Source organism: Sneathiella sedimenti, from assembly GCF_017313765.1.
GTDB classification, from domain to species: domain Bacteria; phylum Pseudomonadota; class Alphaproteobacteria; order Sneathiellales; family Sneathiellaceae; genus Sneathiella; species Sneathiella sedimenti.
The window spans coordinates 180,869-195,655 of the sequence record NZ_JAFLNC010000006.1; the positions used below are offsets into that span (position 1 = coordinate 180,869).

Consider the following 14,787-nt stretch of genomic DNA (forward strand, 5'->3'; position numbering starts at 1 on the left):
ATAATATGTCATACTATGTGCTGGGCACGATCGCTTCTATCTGCTTTTTGGCGAGCCTGATTCCATTCATACCAATTCCCCACGGGGCCGTCAGGATGTTTGATTTCGGGCGTCTACAAATTGCAACACTTTCAACCATCACACTGGTTACAGTGTTCCTAATACTGCCCATTAATCAGGTAAGTCTTGCCTTCCTGGCAATGTTGCTTGCTGCCGTTGCTATTCAGGGGATTTATATCGCCCGTTTCACATCGCTATGGGCAAAACAATCTGCAAAAACCAAGACAGATAATGCGGAAAGGGCCGCCATCAGTTTATTTATCTGTAATGTAAAGCAGGGGAATAGAAAATATCCTGACCTTATCAAACAGATCAAGACCCGCGATCCTGATATCTTTGTCCTTATGGAAACCGACCAGGCGTGGGTTGACGCCTTGGCTTCTCCTTTCGCTGATTACGAGCAGAAAATAAGCTGTCCGCAGGAAAACAGTTACGGGATGTTTCTGGCATCCCGCCTGGAGATGCCAAAAGGTGATATTCAGTTTCTGTTGAACAAAGAGATCCCAAGCTTCCACTGCACGTTTAAGCTACAAAATGGGCAGTTATTCGACCTTATATCCATTCACCCCGATCCGCCTGTACCGGATCGCGACACATTAGGCAGAGACGCCGAAATTCTCGTTGCCGGAAAATTGGCTGCGGAGAGGGAGCGGCCGATGATTATCACCGGAGATCTTAATGATGTTGCCTGGTCCGCAACCACGCGAAGGTTCCTCAGAATTTCCCAGTTACTGGATCCGCGTCAGGGGCGTGGAATGTACAATACTTTCGACGCCCGTTTTCCATTTCTAAGATGGCCCTTGGACCATGTTTTCCATTCGGACGAATTCGAGGTGGTATCTATTAGCCGACAACCACATGTTGGGTCTGATCATTTCCCAATGTTCTATGAATTTGCCTTGGTATTCGAGGACAACAATTCTCTCCCCGATGACCCGTCTATCGACGACCTCGAAGAGACGGAAACGCTGATTGATATTGAAAAAGACCGGACGAGGAAGCCCGTGGGAGAAGACTGGGAAAGTTAGCCGAAAGTTTCTACTTGTTCCATATGTCGGTTGTATAAACTGTTTCTAGGCTTCCTGCGGAATGCTTGCCTCCGCAATACGCTGTGCGCCTTCCAAATCTTTTGCGGTACCACTTGCCACTATCGTACCGTGGATGACCACAGCCCATTTCCATTGATCAATGGGTTGGTCGCATTCCCAGTCAAGTTTCTGTTTTTCTACAAATAATTCGTAGTCACCGGCTTCAGTGCAAAGTCTCTGAGCTTCCCACTCCATGTCATTTTCCTTCGCAAACTACCGAACCTAACAAGTCTAGCATAATCAGACCAAAAATTGTTACGTCTGACTAGATAGTCAAAGAAACAACAGTTTTCTAGCAAAACCGGTCACTACCAATTAATCGTCAGTAACGATGACCGAGCCCATAAACTACGATTTGGCCAAAATAAAACCGCCCGTAAAAGGCGGTTTTATCGTTAGACATATCCTGGGAGAAAGACAACTGAAATACGTAAGGATATCCTTTCTCGCCAATTTATTGTGCTTAATCACTGGCTTCCTTTTGAATCGCCTCACCGGCATCTTCAATATCCTCGCCAGCACCTTCCATAGTTTCACAGGCGGCAAGAGATAGAGACGCGAGGACCAGGAGCCCCATCATTAAGATAACACGCGCTTCTTTGCTAACAACACTCATTAGTCTGTCCTTTCTTGTTGTGGATAATCAATTAAACCAACAACATAGCGCTCAAAAAGTTCCAATTTATTTTAGATACTTACCCGCGACTAGGCCCGCTATTCCGGCGAGGAGTAACGTTGTCTTTGGATTACTCTCCGCCGTCTTGCCAAACTCTTCACCGGCCATTGAGGCAACTGTCGACATTATTTCCGTGATCTGATCGGTGTCCGGTTGAGACGGAATATCTGGCTCTGGCTTCAGGGCAACGTATGTGATCGCCATTGCAATCAGGCAGATCACCAGGGCACTTCCCGCAGTAGCTAGGGCCGCCAGCGGCGGCGCAATGGAAGGCGTCATCCAGCTGTAAAAAGCCACCGCCAGAAACAACAGAGCTATAAACGAAAGTGCGACCGTTAGGGCGACAACAAAAACCCCTATTGCGCCCCGTTGCAAGAGATCTGATTTTTTAGGCGCCAGGTTGTCGACGAGCGCTTGCTGTAGGATTTGCAGCAGCGGGTTCACGGTTTAGCTCCGCTTCCGCATCAGCGTGCTTGCCAGAAAACCTGCGGCAAAGGCTAATGCAATACTCTGACCCGGCTTCTCTCTGACCCGGCCTTCAACTTTTTCCAGGCCTTGGGTTCCGTGATCTTTCAGTTCGCTGAGCTTTTCTTTAGCTCTTGCCTTGATCTTTCCACTTTCTTCGACACCATCACGTTTAGCACTGGCCGTAAGGTCGGACATGTGTTTTTTCAAAGCTGCAAGTTCGTCTTTCAGCTCGTTAATTTCAGGATTAGTTTCTGTAGATTTGGTCATTGCAGAACTCCTTTCGATTTCGTTTGCATTCAACAAACAGACGAAACCAAAATAAGTTCCAAAGTTAGGGGCTGATCCTACTCGGGCGGCGCGTACATATAGCCGACACCACGCATTGTCTTGATAAGTTTCGCGCCATCCTCGCCGAGCTTTTTTCGAATGCGACCTATTTGTATGTCGATAGCTCGGTCATAGATGTCAAACTTGCCGTCGCGTGTTCTCTCGAATAACTGCTCGCGGCTTAGCGGTCTTTTGGGGGCAGATACCAGGGCCTCCAACAGTTGAAATTCGCCGATGGTGACATCTATAGACTCTCCATCTTCATCAAAAACCTGATACTGATCGCGATCCAGGGTAAATTTGCCAAAGACAATTTTGTCAGTTTCACTTGCCGCATCAGGGGCGGTCGATTGGGCCTTATTGTTATCTTTGACGCGCCGTATCGCCGCCTTGACGCGGGCTTTTAACTCTCTCAGTTCAAACGGCTTGGTCAGATAATCGTCTGCTCCCATTTCCAGGCAAATTATCTTCTCTGTCGTATCGTTCTTCCCGCTGACAACAATTATCGGCGCTGTCGTCGCCTGACGAATTATGGGAATAAGGCTGGTCCCCTCCGTATCCGGAAGAACGAGATCTAAGAGAACGACATCAACCTGTCCGGACTGGAGCTTCTCCGACGCTTCAGCCCCATCCTTGGCCGTGATAACAGAGTAACCTTCCGCTTCGAAATAGTGCGTCAGCACAACCCGGAGTCCTTCATCATCATCAATTGACAGGACCGCACCTTTATTCATACGCGTTATCCTTTACCAGACATCGAAGGCCCCAGTCGCCCTCTTACAATAATGTTACAAACTCTTTCACGATTCATACAAACACGAAATTCCTAAGTTACATCCACTAGCTACCTTCCTTTTGCAAGATCAAAAACGACTAACAAAAAAGGGAATAAGCAAATGTTCAACAATCAGGAATTGGCCACGGAAATGCCCGGTCTCAAGAATTTCGCCCGTCGTCTGACACGAAATAATCATGATGCAGAAGATTTGCTCCAGTATACGCTTTTGCGGGCGATTGAGAAGAAGCATTTGTTTCAGGAGAATACGGATCTTTTCAAGTGGACATCAAAGATCATGTATAACCAGTTTGTTTCTGACTATCGTCGGAAAGCAAAATATGAAACGAAATTTGATCCGGAAAATTATCTGGAGACGGAATCCATTGACCCGCCACAGGATAATCAGGCAGAGCTTAACGCGGTGAAAGAGACGATGAAAGATTTGTCTCAAGAACATCAGGAAATTCTGTTCATGATATGTGTTCAGGGTCTGAGTTACCAGGAGGTGGCTGATAGCCTGAAGATTGCAATAGGAACGGTCCGTTCGCGCCTCTCCCGCGCCCGTGAAAATCTATTGCAGCGCCTTGAAACGCCGCGCGTTGTTCATTAATTGTCGTTTTTTCCAGAAGCCCGGAAGGTATTTTCGGGCTTCTTTATTTCGGTAAACCCTCCCAGATATTTAAGGACGGTCGTCTTTAAGTCGAGTTCGACTATTGGCTTCGGCAGATAATCATCCATGCCGGCCTCAATACATCTGTCCTTGTCGCCGACCATGGCATGGGCGGTCATACCGACAATCGGCGTCCGATCCAGATTTTTCTCGCTTTCAATACTCCGGATAAGTTTGGTACTCGTAAATCCGTCCATTTCGGGCATCTGTATATCCATCAAAATAAGCCCGTAATGATTTTCTTTCCATAAATTGACCGCCTCCAAGCCCGTTCTGGCGATATCAAACTCGACATCCATATCTTCCAGAATATGCCCAAGTACGGTTATGTTTCCTTCGTAGTCTTCGACCAGCAAGACTTTTTGCACGTCTTCTATTTGCGCCTTTAGTTCATCGATACGCTTCCTTCGATGAATTTCGTTTTGCACGGGAACGTCCGGAAAAAGCTTGGTGCCCCCTGTAAAGGGCAAGATAAGAGAAAAGGTAGACCCTTTGCCGATTTCACTTCTGACTTCAATATTACCACCCATCAAGCTGGCGAGCTTCTTCGATATTGGAAGTCCAAGTCCCGTCCCCCCGAATTTTCGCGAAACGGTCGCGTCCGCCTGCTTGAAACGTTCAAAAATCAAGTCTTTCTGATCCTCGGAAATCCCGATACCCGTATCTTCGATATCTATCCGTAGCACTGAAAAATCATTTTGATCTTCCTTTGACGCGTTCACATGGACGTGCCCGCTTTCCGTAAATTTTATGGCGTTGCCGATCAAATTTATCAGGATTTGCCGTATTCGAACGGGGTCACCATAGAACTCAATATCCTTTACGTCTTCAAACTCAAAAACAAAACCCAGGTTCTTCTCGCTTGTCCGAACGGACATTATACTTGTTATATGCGTAAAAACGTCCTGTAGGCTAAACGACGTTTCTTCAAGTTGGAGTTCACCGCTCTCAATCTTGGAAAAATCAAGAACATCCGAAATGAGGTCTTTCAGACTTATGGAACTGGAGTGCAGCGCTTTCACAAGCTTTTGTTTCTTTTCGTCCAGTTCATGTGCATTTTGTATGAGTATTTCTGCTACCCCTGTAATAGCAGTCAAAGGCGTTCGTATCTCATGGCTCATGTGCGCGAGGAAATCACTTTTTGCGACATTGGCCGCTTCCGCTTTCTGGATTGCCGCCTGAAGTTTCAACTCGTAGTCTTTTTCCGCACTTATATCCGCGACCGCCCCAACAAATCGAGCTGGTTCCTCATTGTCATCCATAATGACAGACCCTCGAGACTTTACCCAAATCCAATGGCCGGATTTATGACGCATACGGAAAATATTCGAATATTCAGACAAACGTCCCGTTAGATAGAGGTTGATGTAGTTTAGGACGATTTCCTGTTCTTCTGGGTGAAGCCTGTCGGTAAAGTCTTCGAAATTGCCCTTAAACTCGTCGCGCTCGTATCCAAGCATGGCAATAAACTGATCTGAATAATTGACGTCAGCAGTTTTTATATTCCAATCGAAAATACCATCCTTGGTGCTTTCAACTGCCAGCTCCAAGACTTCCTCTTCCTCTGAAACCTGCCCAGTCAGAAGCCGCCGATAACCTTGTCTAAAAACGAAATTCCCAACGATTGAAACTATAAGCAATATCGCGATACTGGCCGCGAAAACTAATAGCTGCTCATTCTGTTTTGTTTTATTTTCTGCCGACAGGCTTTGGGAGTCGAGAAGGCTTTTCTCTTCAGTAACAAGGGCTTCAAAAGTTTCCGAAATTCCATTTTTCAGGTCACTGATTTTCGTATTGATCGTGACCATTTCTGCAGTATTCACAGTCAATCTTATGGAAGCCCGGCTTTCCAGTTCTGTTTCCAGCTCAGAAATTTTTTGTTCGACGGTTCCGAGGATCCCCTTTTGAAGTTGGTCTTCCTGCCAAAGGAGAGAGAGGTCAACCAGTGTTGTCGAAAGCGATTCTTTCGCGTCCTCATAATCACCAATAAATTTTTGGTCCCCAAAAATCATATAACCTTGCTGGCTGAGCATAATTTTCTCAACCAGAAGGTTTGCCGTTTCCAGCTCAAAAAGGGTTTGCAATGATTGCTGTACATTTTTGCTCTCTTCCCTTATCCGGCTTTCGCCTTTGACAAGAAGAAAGGTACAAAACACCAGACCGAACAGTAAAATGGCAAGATAAGCGGAAAAAAATTTATACGAAAAATATTTCATTCTTGAATACTACAAGACGCTGCCACGGACAGGAAACAAAAACGGCACTTCAATAGAAGTGCCGTTTTTTGCCGGTCTGCTGAAGCCTCGGACGCGTTCAGGTGTTTTATTGCCTACATAGGGGGTCTGCGGCCCCTGATGATGTGGAGGATAGCGCCAACCACGAACAGGATGATAAAGACCACAAATATAATTTGCGCAATTCCTGCTGACGCGGAAGCTATCCCGCCAAAGCCGAATACCGCGGCCACCAAAGCAATTAAAAGAAATGTTATTGCCCAACCAAGCATCTGATTCCTCCTCAATTTTACTTCATACAGAGATACCAACAGCCTAGAGCCAAAAAAGTTCCATGGAACGATGTTACAGTGAATCTTGCTGGATATGAGGGACTCAAAAAAGAGGTGAAAGATGATATCGGACAAATGCGAACATAGTTCCTGGCTGGCCCTTAAATTACAGGGATTTCGTCTGTATCAGGCCTCGAAACCTCCGTTACTTCACTGGTTTAAACAATAGCTAATTCACGGTCAGTTTCCACCCTATCCACTGTTACGTAAACCGGCGGCTATCCCGTTAATTGCAATATGTATTCCACGTAACAGTCTGGGGTTATCAGCATTCTTGCGGCTTTGTTTCAGGAGCTCGACCTGGATGTGGTTTAACGGATCGAGATAGGCGTAGCGGTTATGGATTGACCGGTCGAGCAACGGGTTTTCCTGCAATAGCTGATTGTGGTCGGCTATACTGAGCAATGCGTCAATCGAACTCTGCCACTCGTCACGTATCCGACCAAAAATAGCCTCTCTTAACGCGATATCGGGCACAAGATCCGCATATCTTGAGGCAATCGCTATATTGCTTTTGGCCAGCACCATGTCCATGTTCGACAGTTGCGTATGAAAAAATGGCCAGTTGGCGTACATGTCCCTCAGGGTTGACAGCCCCGTGTCCGGGTTCTTCTCAAGCCAGGTTTTGACAGATGTCCCGAACCCATACCAACCCGGCAGCATCAACCGGCATTGTGCCCAGCTGAATACCCAGGGAATGGCTCTAAGATCCTGCACTCTTCGCGTCTTTTTGCGCGATGCCGGACGGGAGCCAATATTCAGGGTCGAAATTTCGTTGATAACTGTCGACGCCCAGAAATAATCCTCAAAACCTTCGGTCTCGTAAACCAGATTTCGATAGGCCTTGAAAGCTTCCTCCGACAGGACATCCATCGTTTCAATGTAATGAGGCGGGATAGGTTTCCGGTCCTCGCCAAGAAGCGATGCCTCAAGCGTCGCCGCCGCAAGGCTTTCCAGATTACGGCGCCCAAGTTCCGGCTTTGAATATTTGAAGGAGATGGTCTCTCCCTGCTCCGTAACTCGGATCTGCCCCTGTACAGCCCCCTTTGGTTGCGCGAGGATGGCGTCGTAGCTCGGCCCGCCACCTCGTCCGACAGTGCCGCCTCGACCATGGAACAGGCGCAATCCGATGCCATGGCGATTAAAGAGGTCAATAAGCGCCGTCTCCGCCTTATAGAGTTCCCAGCCAGAGGTTACAAAACCGCCATCCTTGTTGCTGTCAGAATAGCCCAGCATCACCTCCTGCACGCCTCCGCGCGCATCGACCAACCGCCGATATTCTGGGATCGAGAGCAACTCGTCCATTATCCCGATGCAATTACGCAAATCTTCGATCGTCTCAAACAAGGGAACTATGTTGATCTTGCTCTGACCCTCGGCAGAAACGAGCCCCACTTGCTTAAGAAGCACCGCAAGTTCCAGCAGGTCAGAGACGCTTTGTGTGTTCGAGATAATGGCCGTCGTAATCGAATTCTCACCATATTGCTGATGCGCCCTGGTTACCAGCTTCAGAATTTCTATCTCTGAGGAAGTTTCATTCGAATAGGACCAGAAAGGCCGCAGCAAGGGTCGGCCGGAGCGCAACTCGGTTGTAAGAAGCGCCACCCTCTCCGGCTCTGCCAGTTCTTCATAGTCAATGTTCTGATCAACGGCGTTCAAGAGTTCGGCAACCGAACGGGCATGCACATCCGAGTTTTGCCGCAAATCCAGCGTTGCCAAATGAAACCCGAAGCAGCGAACGGCTCGCCGAAGCCTCTTGAGGCGACCCTCGGCAATCAATCGCGAGTCATGTTCCATTAACGACGCATGAAGCACATCAAGCTCGGCCAGATACTCCTCTGCATTCGAATAGGCTTGCCCTGTGCCCAACGGTTGACGGGCGGGCGCTGGCGACCCGAACGCGGTCAGAGTAGCAACGAGCCGGGCATAAATACCCGATATTGCCCGTCGATAAGGTTCTCCCTGACGATGGGGGGAATTATCTGGAGATTTGTCGGCAAGCGCCAACAATGCCGGGGACATCTCAACGATATTTGTAGAAATCGATAACTCGCTTCCGAGTTGATGCGTTTCCTCGAGATAGAAATTGAGAACATGGGCATTCTGCCGCTGAAGCGTCATTCGAAGCACATCTGCAGTTACAAAAGGATTCCCGTCTCGATCGCCGCCAACCCAGCTGCCCATCCGCAGAAACGGCGGGATTGAGCTGTTTTCCGATCCAAGGCCCTGTCGGGCCATTTCTTCTTCGAGATCGGCATAGAATCTTGGAAGTTCAGCAAAAAATGTCTGGTCGTAATAAGAAAGGCCATTTTGTATTTCGTCCGTTATCTGCAATTTTGTCCGCCGCAGAATATCGGTTTGCCAGAGTGTCAACACTTCCCGACAGAGAGCTTCATCGATGGCATCGATTTCCTTCTTCGTCCAATCGACACGCTCCCGCTTTTCCAACAATTCAGAGATGGCCATTTCCCGCCGCATCGTGCTTTTGCGCCGGACTTCCGTCGGATGGGCCGTAAGAACGGGGCTGACGAGCGCCGTTTTAAAGAAATGATCGAGTTTTTCTGACGTTATGCCTTCATGCTTTGCCTTCGTCAGGGCATGGGACATGGTTCCGGGGCGCGGCAAGGAGCCCGCTATTTCGTGAAAACGGTTACGCCTGACATGATGTTGATCTTCAGCAGTGTTAGCAAGCTGCAGAAAATAGCTATAGGCCCTCAACACCAAGACAGCCTGTTCCGTAGAAAGCTTGTTGAGAATGCCTTCAAGCTCTTCTCTTGCCGCAACGGAGTTGTCACGCTGAAACTGAATGGACGAGCGCCGTATAGCCTCGACAAGACCAAAAATCGCCTCTCCCTCCTGCTCAAGGATCGTATTACCAAGCAGACGTCCCAATAACCGGATATCTTCACGCAATGGCGCGTCTTTTTCTGCTACTTGCTCATCGTTTTCAGCTGTCATTGGTTATGCAATCGGGTTAATTATTTCAGGATTTATCGCTGCTTGAAAATAGCTCGGAAAATATTCAGAATTTTTCGCTTCACAACTACGTCACATCCTACCGCACTGAAAGCAATGATGACAATGCGGCATTTCGGTGTTGCTTCGACGACGCTATAGTAGATGTGCTTACGGGCTGGGAGGTAAGGGAAAAGAAGGAGCCTGGCTCCACCGCACTTCATAAATAATGGGTTTCTCCATTCTTCTACACGAGGGCTGTGTCGAGGCTATCTATCGCTTGTGGGTCTTCCGGCCATGGTCAATGAATCTGATGGAAAGCCATACCCATCTTGCGGAAATTCCATGACGTCTCGTCCGCTAGCACATCTTTTCTATTGGCGAACACCCAATCAGCTTGGTGAGATGTGCGGGCCTGTATGTGGAATCCCAGAGAATTGCCCATCCTGTCAAATGGCCCGCTGAAAGCTTATTCTTCGGGAATACCAAGTTTGCGGAGATAAACAGCCATACCTTCGAGAGTTTTTGGAGAAAACACCATTGCATCTTTGAACCGTTTTATTGTCATGGCTGGATATGCCTTCAGCATATGATTCTTCGCCGCCTCTGCGTCTTCTCGGCGGCCTGCGGCCAGCAAAGCAGGTGCCAGATTTCGGTAAATCCAAAACGCATTCGGTCGTTCCATCAGAGCACGTTCGAAGAGATTGGCAGACGCACTGTAGTCACCCGAAATCTGGTGCGCGCTGGCGATACCAACAAGATTATTGAAATTCATCGGATCGAGCGGACTGAGTCGTATCGCGTGTTCGAAATGCTGAAAGGCAGCTTCAGGGCGGTCAGCGTAAACCTCGAGCCAACCCAGTCTGCTAAGCGCCCACGCGGCATTAGGATCAAGCTTAATTGCGCGTTCCAGCATGATGCGTGCGGTACCGTGGTTGCGGGCAAACGTATGGACAACACCCAGCACAGAGAGGATTAAGGGATCATCGGTCGAGAAAGCAGCCGCCTTCTCTGCCAGATGCAGCGCACGGGTCTTCGCGCTTTCAATGTCATCCGTCCAGTTATAAACGGAATGCTGAGCCCAACACCAAGCCGACAGCGCCAGCGCCAGCGGATAGTCAGGGTCAATGGCAAGTGATTTTTCCAGCAGTTTCAACGCAACGGCGGATTCTTCTTGATCTTGCATCCAGACCTGGCGGATCGCGCGCATGGCATAATCATAAGCACCCATGTCATGGGGGCGCTTGCGTGTTGCGCGGTCAATTTCCGCCTTTTGAATCGAAGGTTGCAATGCGCCGGCAACTTGTTCGGTAATCCGGTCCTGAAGATCAAATAATTCGCTGTCTGCGCCATCATATTTTTCGGCCCAGAGATGTGCCCCGGTTGTGGACTCGACCAACTGGACCGTTATTCGAAGTTTGCCGCTAGCCCGCTGAACCGACCCTTCAAGGAGATAGCCTACACCCAGTTCTCGACCAATATCGATTATGTTCATGTGGCGGCCTTTATAGGCAAAAGCTGAATTGCGGGCGATCACAAAGAAAGATCGTATCCGTGACAAGGCCGCCGTCAAACTTTCCACCACACCATCGGCAAAATACTCCTGGTCCGGGTCGTTGGACATATTGTCAAATGGAAGCACCACGATGGAGGGTTTGTCGGGTAACGATAACCGCGGTGGAGACTCTGTTGTTTGGGTATCAGGCCAGCGAAACACACGTATCTTTCGGGTGATGTTCTTCAGGACCCGTTCGCCTACGTCCACGAAATCCGCGTTCACCTTGCCGTTTACATGCTCATATGCAGTAGCACTGAGCGCTATACCGCCGGGTGTACATAATTCCTGGATGCGGGCTGCCACATTCACGCCGTCACCGTAAATGTCTTTGCCTTCCAGGATAACGTCACCCAGGTTGATTCCAATGCGCATGGTGATGGTATGCTCAAAGGAAATCTCATTGTTAAAATCGTTCATTGCCTGTTGAATTGCAATTCCCGCTGAAACGGCATCGACGACGCTGGAAAAGATGATAATCGCACCATCGCCCATCAGCTTCACAATGCGCCCTTGATGGTGAGCCACTTGAGGCGACACAATAGTTTGCCGCAAGCGCTTTAGCGCCTCCAACGTACCCTCTTCGTCCACGCCCATCAGCCGGGAAAAACCGACGACATCGACAGACATGATCGCTGCGAGTTGTCTTTGAGTGCGATGGGTTCCCATCTGACATTGATCCTGTTCACTGAGATGCGATTTGTTGCATTATCAATAGCGCGGAAATACAGATATTAGCAGCACAGATTACTTCTGCATCGGAGTCGCATCCTGTGGAGCATTTATATCATAAATTACAGATATTCACATTCCTCATCTACGTGCCTAATCCCCTTGCCGGTTTTCATTTGATAGTTATTGGTGTCGTCAGACTAGCGCGACCTCGTCTCCGTATAGCGAGAATGGCACAAACGTCCCGGCATTATGCCGCGCTAAGGTGCTGCCACCGGGCCAGTGTGGCATTCTTTGAAGCTTGAATGTTTCTCTGTTGGTTTCTTGGCGCTCATGGTTGAAGTGATTATGGACTGATGAGTAAGTTGAGACGAATTTCTGTAAAATTCGCAGACGTCTGAATTTTAACATCGCCTGCCCTCGTCGCCGAAACGGGAGATGGGAGTCTTCACAGCGATTGTTTCCCATCGGCCAACATCTTGCGATGCACCATTTCCGACTACCTTCATCGCTGCACTGTAGGAACGTAATCTGTCCGTTATAATTGCATGAGGATTTCCATATCGTTTCATAAGTTTCTTAAGGAAAACCAGAGCTGTCTTGCGATCGCGGCGTTTGGTCACGAGAGATTTCAGGAATTCACCCTCGTGGTCAAAGGCGCGCCACAGGCAATGAACTTCTCCGTCGATCTTCACAAGTACTTCGTCCCGGTGCCATCGCCAGTTGGAATAATTCTGAGAAGGTTGAAGTCGCCTCTTCCTGATCTCCCTGGAAAACATTGGGCCAAATTTATTCCACCAATAGCGAACCGTTTCATGACAGATATCGATACCGGTTCATGATCAAGATCTTCGACGTGACGAAGAGACAACGGAAACCTGACATTCATCATGACCGGTAGGTGGATGATATCAGGCGGTGTCTTGAATAGTGGAAGGGATTAAAAGTTTTCGTTCAAGGAAAGTAGAAAATGACGAATAGAACGACAAACTCTTTTCGTCTGACAGCCCCTGCCGATCAATCAGTTTCGATTGGTAAAGAAATGTCATTCGCCCACTCGCTCATAGAATTGTCGTAAACAGCAATATCACGATAGCCAAGCTCGTGTAACACGAAGGCATCTAGAGTTGCCGCAATCCCCCCACCACAATAGACGATGATGCGCTTCGATGTGTCGGCTCCAATACCAGCGAAGGCCTGAGCGACCGTGTCTATCGGCAGCAATTCTATTGTCTCGGGGTTGAACAATGTTGTCGCGGGGACATTAACGCTGCCGGGAACGCGGCCAGGACGACCATAGCGCGGATTCTCGCCTCTGTGCAGATCTGCTGCCAAAGCGTTGATCGTGCAGACTTCCGCTGCACCAATCGCGCTCTGTACGACCTCTTTTCCGACGAATACCTCAGGTCTCAAATTGATGGAAAACTGGCCAGTTTGGTACTCACACTGAGTGGTTGAGGTCATGCGTCCATCAGCAACCCACTTATCATAGCCGCCATCCAGAATAGACACATTGTCGAACCCCAGCCACCGCAGCATCCACCAGAATCGCGTCGCCCATTGCAGGTTTTTACGGCTGTACAGCACAACTCTCTTGCCATCACTCACACCGTGGCGTGCAAATATAGCGGCAGTTTCCTGGGCCGACGGTAAAGTAAAACGGTAAGGACTGTCGGCTACAGAAAAATCTTTCTGTAGATCGAAATATCCGGCACCAGGAATATGACCTTCGTCGTAATCTGCTTTGCCACTTTGGATATCGTAAGGCCGGGTAGGGCCATCACTGGGAACGAGATAAGTCGTACAATCGAAGATAACCAGATCTGGGTCGTTCAAATGGGCTTCGAGCCAATCACATGTTACAAGTGCTTCAGAATATTGTGACGGAATTTCGTTCATTGGGTCGAGACCTTTTCTAGTTATATTTGTCGCACATAGTGGTCGATTGCGCAGTCATTCGCAAGGGCGTTGTCAGGTGGCGTTCATGAAGAAGATCTTCGACATTTCGTAACGAAAGCGGACAGCTGATGTACATTATTACCGTGAGGCGGATGACTTCAGGTGATGTCTTGAAATAGCGATATGCGTTCTGTTTTGTCATGCTCGGAGGCCAGTCCACGAGAAAATGACCATCGAGCCATTTGCGTCTGACAGTGCCATCTGGAGAATTCACTCTCATTTTGAGAGCCAAAATCGAACAATACTGCTGTGATCTTTGTCGGCTGTTCCAGTGCGCCGCGACTCCCGTCGGCACATGTGATCCCATAAGTACCTATTATAAATAACAAATTACACTTCCTGCCATCCGGGACACCGCTTGGCATGCCCTTTGGCACGCATTCTGCTCTTACTACAACAACAGCGGCATGAGGCCAAAGCGAGCGCTCTGGTTGAAGACAAAAGGGGAAAAGAAATTGTTTATGCAAACCTCGTGGCAAAAGGATCCTAGCGAATTGCGCTGTTCTGTAAAGTTCAGCATCACCCCGATCATCGGACTATCACTGTTAACCAACTGTGGGCCGGACAGTTCCGGGATCCAGAACGCGAATGTAGTGCCGTCTCCAGATAACGCGTCGATAAGACGATCCATGGCGGGTTATGCCAATACTGGGATTACCTCCGCTCAACTTTTGCTTTCTGAAACCGGCGGGAGCCTATCATGATCAACCTTACCCAAACCTTTTCAAGCCTGCGCACGGGTGCTGTCAGACGAATGCGACCACATCTCTGTTTGGCGTAAAATGGCGATAAGGTGCCCCTACTATGCCGCACTAAGTTGCTGCCACTCGACAAGCGCGGTATTTCTTTGAAACTTGAATTCTTCTCGGCTGGTCAGGTGACGTTCTTGTTTAAAGTGGTTATGGACTGATGAGTGGATTGAGACGAATTTCTGTAAACTTCGCAGGCGCCTGAAATACAACATCGCCCGCTCTCTTCGTCGGAATGGGAGATGGGAATTCTCACAGCGATTG

At 48.6% G+C, this 14,787-nt stretch carries 14 protein-coding genes and 2 pseudogenes; 2 read left to right on the forward strand and 14 right to left on the reverse strand.

Annotation, left to right across the window (positions count from 1 at the left end; genetic code table 11):
* Nucleotides 1–5 precede the first annotated feature (5 nt).
* Nucleotides 6–1,088 carry an endonuclease/exonuclease/phosphatase family protein gene (locus J0X12_RS17095; RefSeq protein WP_207047658.1) on the forward strand — a complete coding sequence of 361 codons (1,083 nt, stop codon included), beginning with the start codon at nt 6–8 and terminating at the stop codon, nt 1,086–1,088.
* Between the two features lie 45 nt (nt 1,089–1,133).
* Here J0X12_RS17095 and J0X12_RS17100 read toward each other — a convergent pair whose 3' ends face one another.
* The 5 genes from J0X12_RS17100 to J0X12_RS17120 all read right to left on the reverse strand — a co-directional run bounded on the left by J0X12_RS17100 (nt 1,134) and on the right by J0X12_RS17120 (nt 3,353).
* Complete coding sequence (locus tag J0X12_RS17100; protein ID WP_207047659.1) at nt 1,134–1,343, reverse strand: hypothetical protein; 210 nt, start codon at nt 1,341–1,343, stop codon at nt 1,134–1,136.
* A 268-nt stretch (nt 1,344–1,611) separates the two neighbouring features.
* Nucleotides 1,612–1,764, reverse strand: a complete 153-nt coding sequence (locus J0X12_RS17105) for an entericidin A/B family lipoprotein (RefSeq protein ID WP_237688201.1) — start codon at nt 1,762–1,764, stop codon at nt 1,612–1,614.
* A gap of 66 nt (nt 1,765–1,830) precedes the next feature.
* Nucleotides 1,831–2,268, reverse strand: coding sequence for a hypothetical protein (locus tag J0X12_RS17110; RefSeq protein WP_207047660.1), 438 nt, complete (start codon nt 2,266–2,268; stop codon nt 1,831–1,833).
* Between the two features lie 3 nt (nt 2,269–2,271).
* Nucleotides 2,272–2,559 (reverse strand): hypothetical protein, encoded by a 288-nt coding sequence (locus tag J0X12_RS17115; RefSeq protein WP_207047661.1) that lies wholly within the window; start codon nt 2,557–2,559, stop codon nt 2,272–2,274.
* Between the two features lie 77 nt (nt 2,560–2,636).
* Nucleotides 2,637–3,353: a response regulator gene (locus J0X12_RS17120; protein WP_207047662.1), complete on the reverse strand. Its 717-nt coding sequence runs from the start codon at nt 3,351–3,353 to the stop codon at nt 2,637–2,639.
* 162 nt (nt 3,354–3,515) lie between these two features.
* Between J0X12_RS17120 and J0X12_RS17125 the strand changes: the two genes are divergently transcribed.
* Nucleotides 3,516–4,007 carry a sigma-70 family RNA polymerase sigma factor gene (locus tag J0X12_RS17125; RefSeq protein WP_207047663.1) on the forward strand — a complete coding sequence of 164 codons (492 nt, stop codon included), beginning with the start codon at nt 3,516–3,518 and terminating at the stop codon, nt 4,005–4,007.
* Here J0X12_RS17125 and J0X12_RS17130 read toward each other — a convergent pair.
* The 9 genes and pseudogenes from J0X12_RS17130 to J0X12_RS17725 all read right to left on the reverse strand — a co-directional run.
* Nucleotides 4,004–6,283: an ATP-binding protein gene (locus J0X12_RS17130; protein ID WP_207047664.1), complete on the reverse strand. Its 2,280-nt coding sequence runs from the start codon at nt 6,281–6,283 to the stop codon at nt 4,004–4,006. The genes J0X12_RS17125 and J0X12_RS17130 overlap by 4 nt on opposite strands.
* A gap of 113 nt (nt 6,284–6,396) precedes the next feature.
* Nucleotides 6,397–6,573 (reverse strand): DUF1328 domain-containing protein, encoded by a 177-nt coding sequence (locus J0X12_RS17135; RefSeq protein ID WP_207047665.1) that lies wholly within the window; start codon nt 6,571–6,573, stop codon nt 6,397–6,399.
* 252 nt (nt 6,574–6,825) lie between these two features.
* On the reverse strand, nt 6,826–9,591 hold the full coding sequence (gene ppc, locus J0X12_RS17140; protein ID WP_207047666.1) for a phosphoenolpyruvate carboxylase: 2,766 nt from the start codon (nt 9,589–9,591) through the stop codon (nt 6,826–6,828).
* 466 nt (nt 9,592–10,057) lie between these two features.
* Nucleotides 10,058–11,812 carry an adenylate/guanylate cyclase domain-containing protein gene (locus J0X12_RS17145; RefSeq protein ID WP_207047667.1) on the reverse strand — a complete coding sequence of 585 codons (1,755 nt, stop codon included), beginning with the start codon at nt 11,810–11,812 and terminating at the stop codon, nt 10,058–10,060.
* A gap of 253 nt (nt 11,813–12,065) precedes the next feature.
* Nucleotides 12,066–12,707: pseudogene (locus J0X12_RS17715) on the reverse strand (IS6 family transposase).
* A 125-nt stretch (nt 12,708–12,832) separates the two neighbouring features.
* Nucleotides 12,833–13,714 (reverse strand): sulfurtransferase, encoded by an 882-nt coding sequence (locus J0X12_RS17155; protein WP_207047669.1) that lies wholly within the window; start codon nt 13,712–13,714, stop codon nt 12,833–12,835.
* 79 nt (nt 13,715–13,793) lie between these two features.
* A pseudogene (locus tag J0X12_RS17720) lies at nt 13,794–13,916 on the reverse strand (IS6 family transposase); the annotation flags it as partial.
* Between the two features lie 249 nt (nt 13,917–14,165).
* Nucleotides 14,166–14,405, reverse strand: a complete 240-nt coding sequence (locus J0X12_RS17160) for a hypothetical protein (protein ID WP_207047670.1) — start codon at nt 14,403–14,405, stop codon at nt 14,166–14,168.
* 171 nt (nt 14,406–14,576) lie between these two features.
* Nucleotides 14,577–14,787 (reverse strand): DDE-type integrase/transposase/recombinase (locus tag J0X12_RS17725; protein WP_420497102.1); only part of this gene is annotated, 211 nt, incomplete at its 5' end.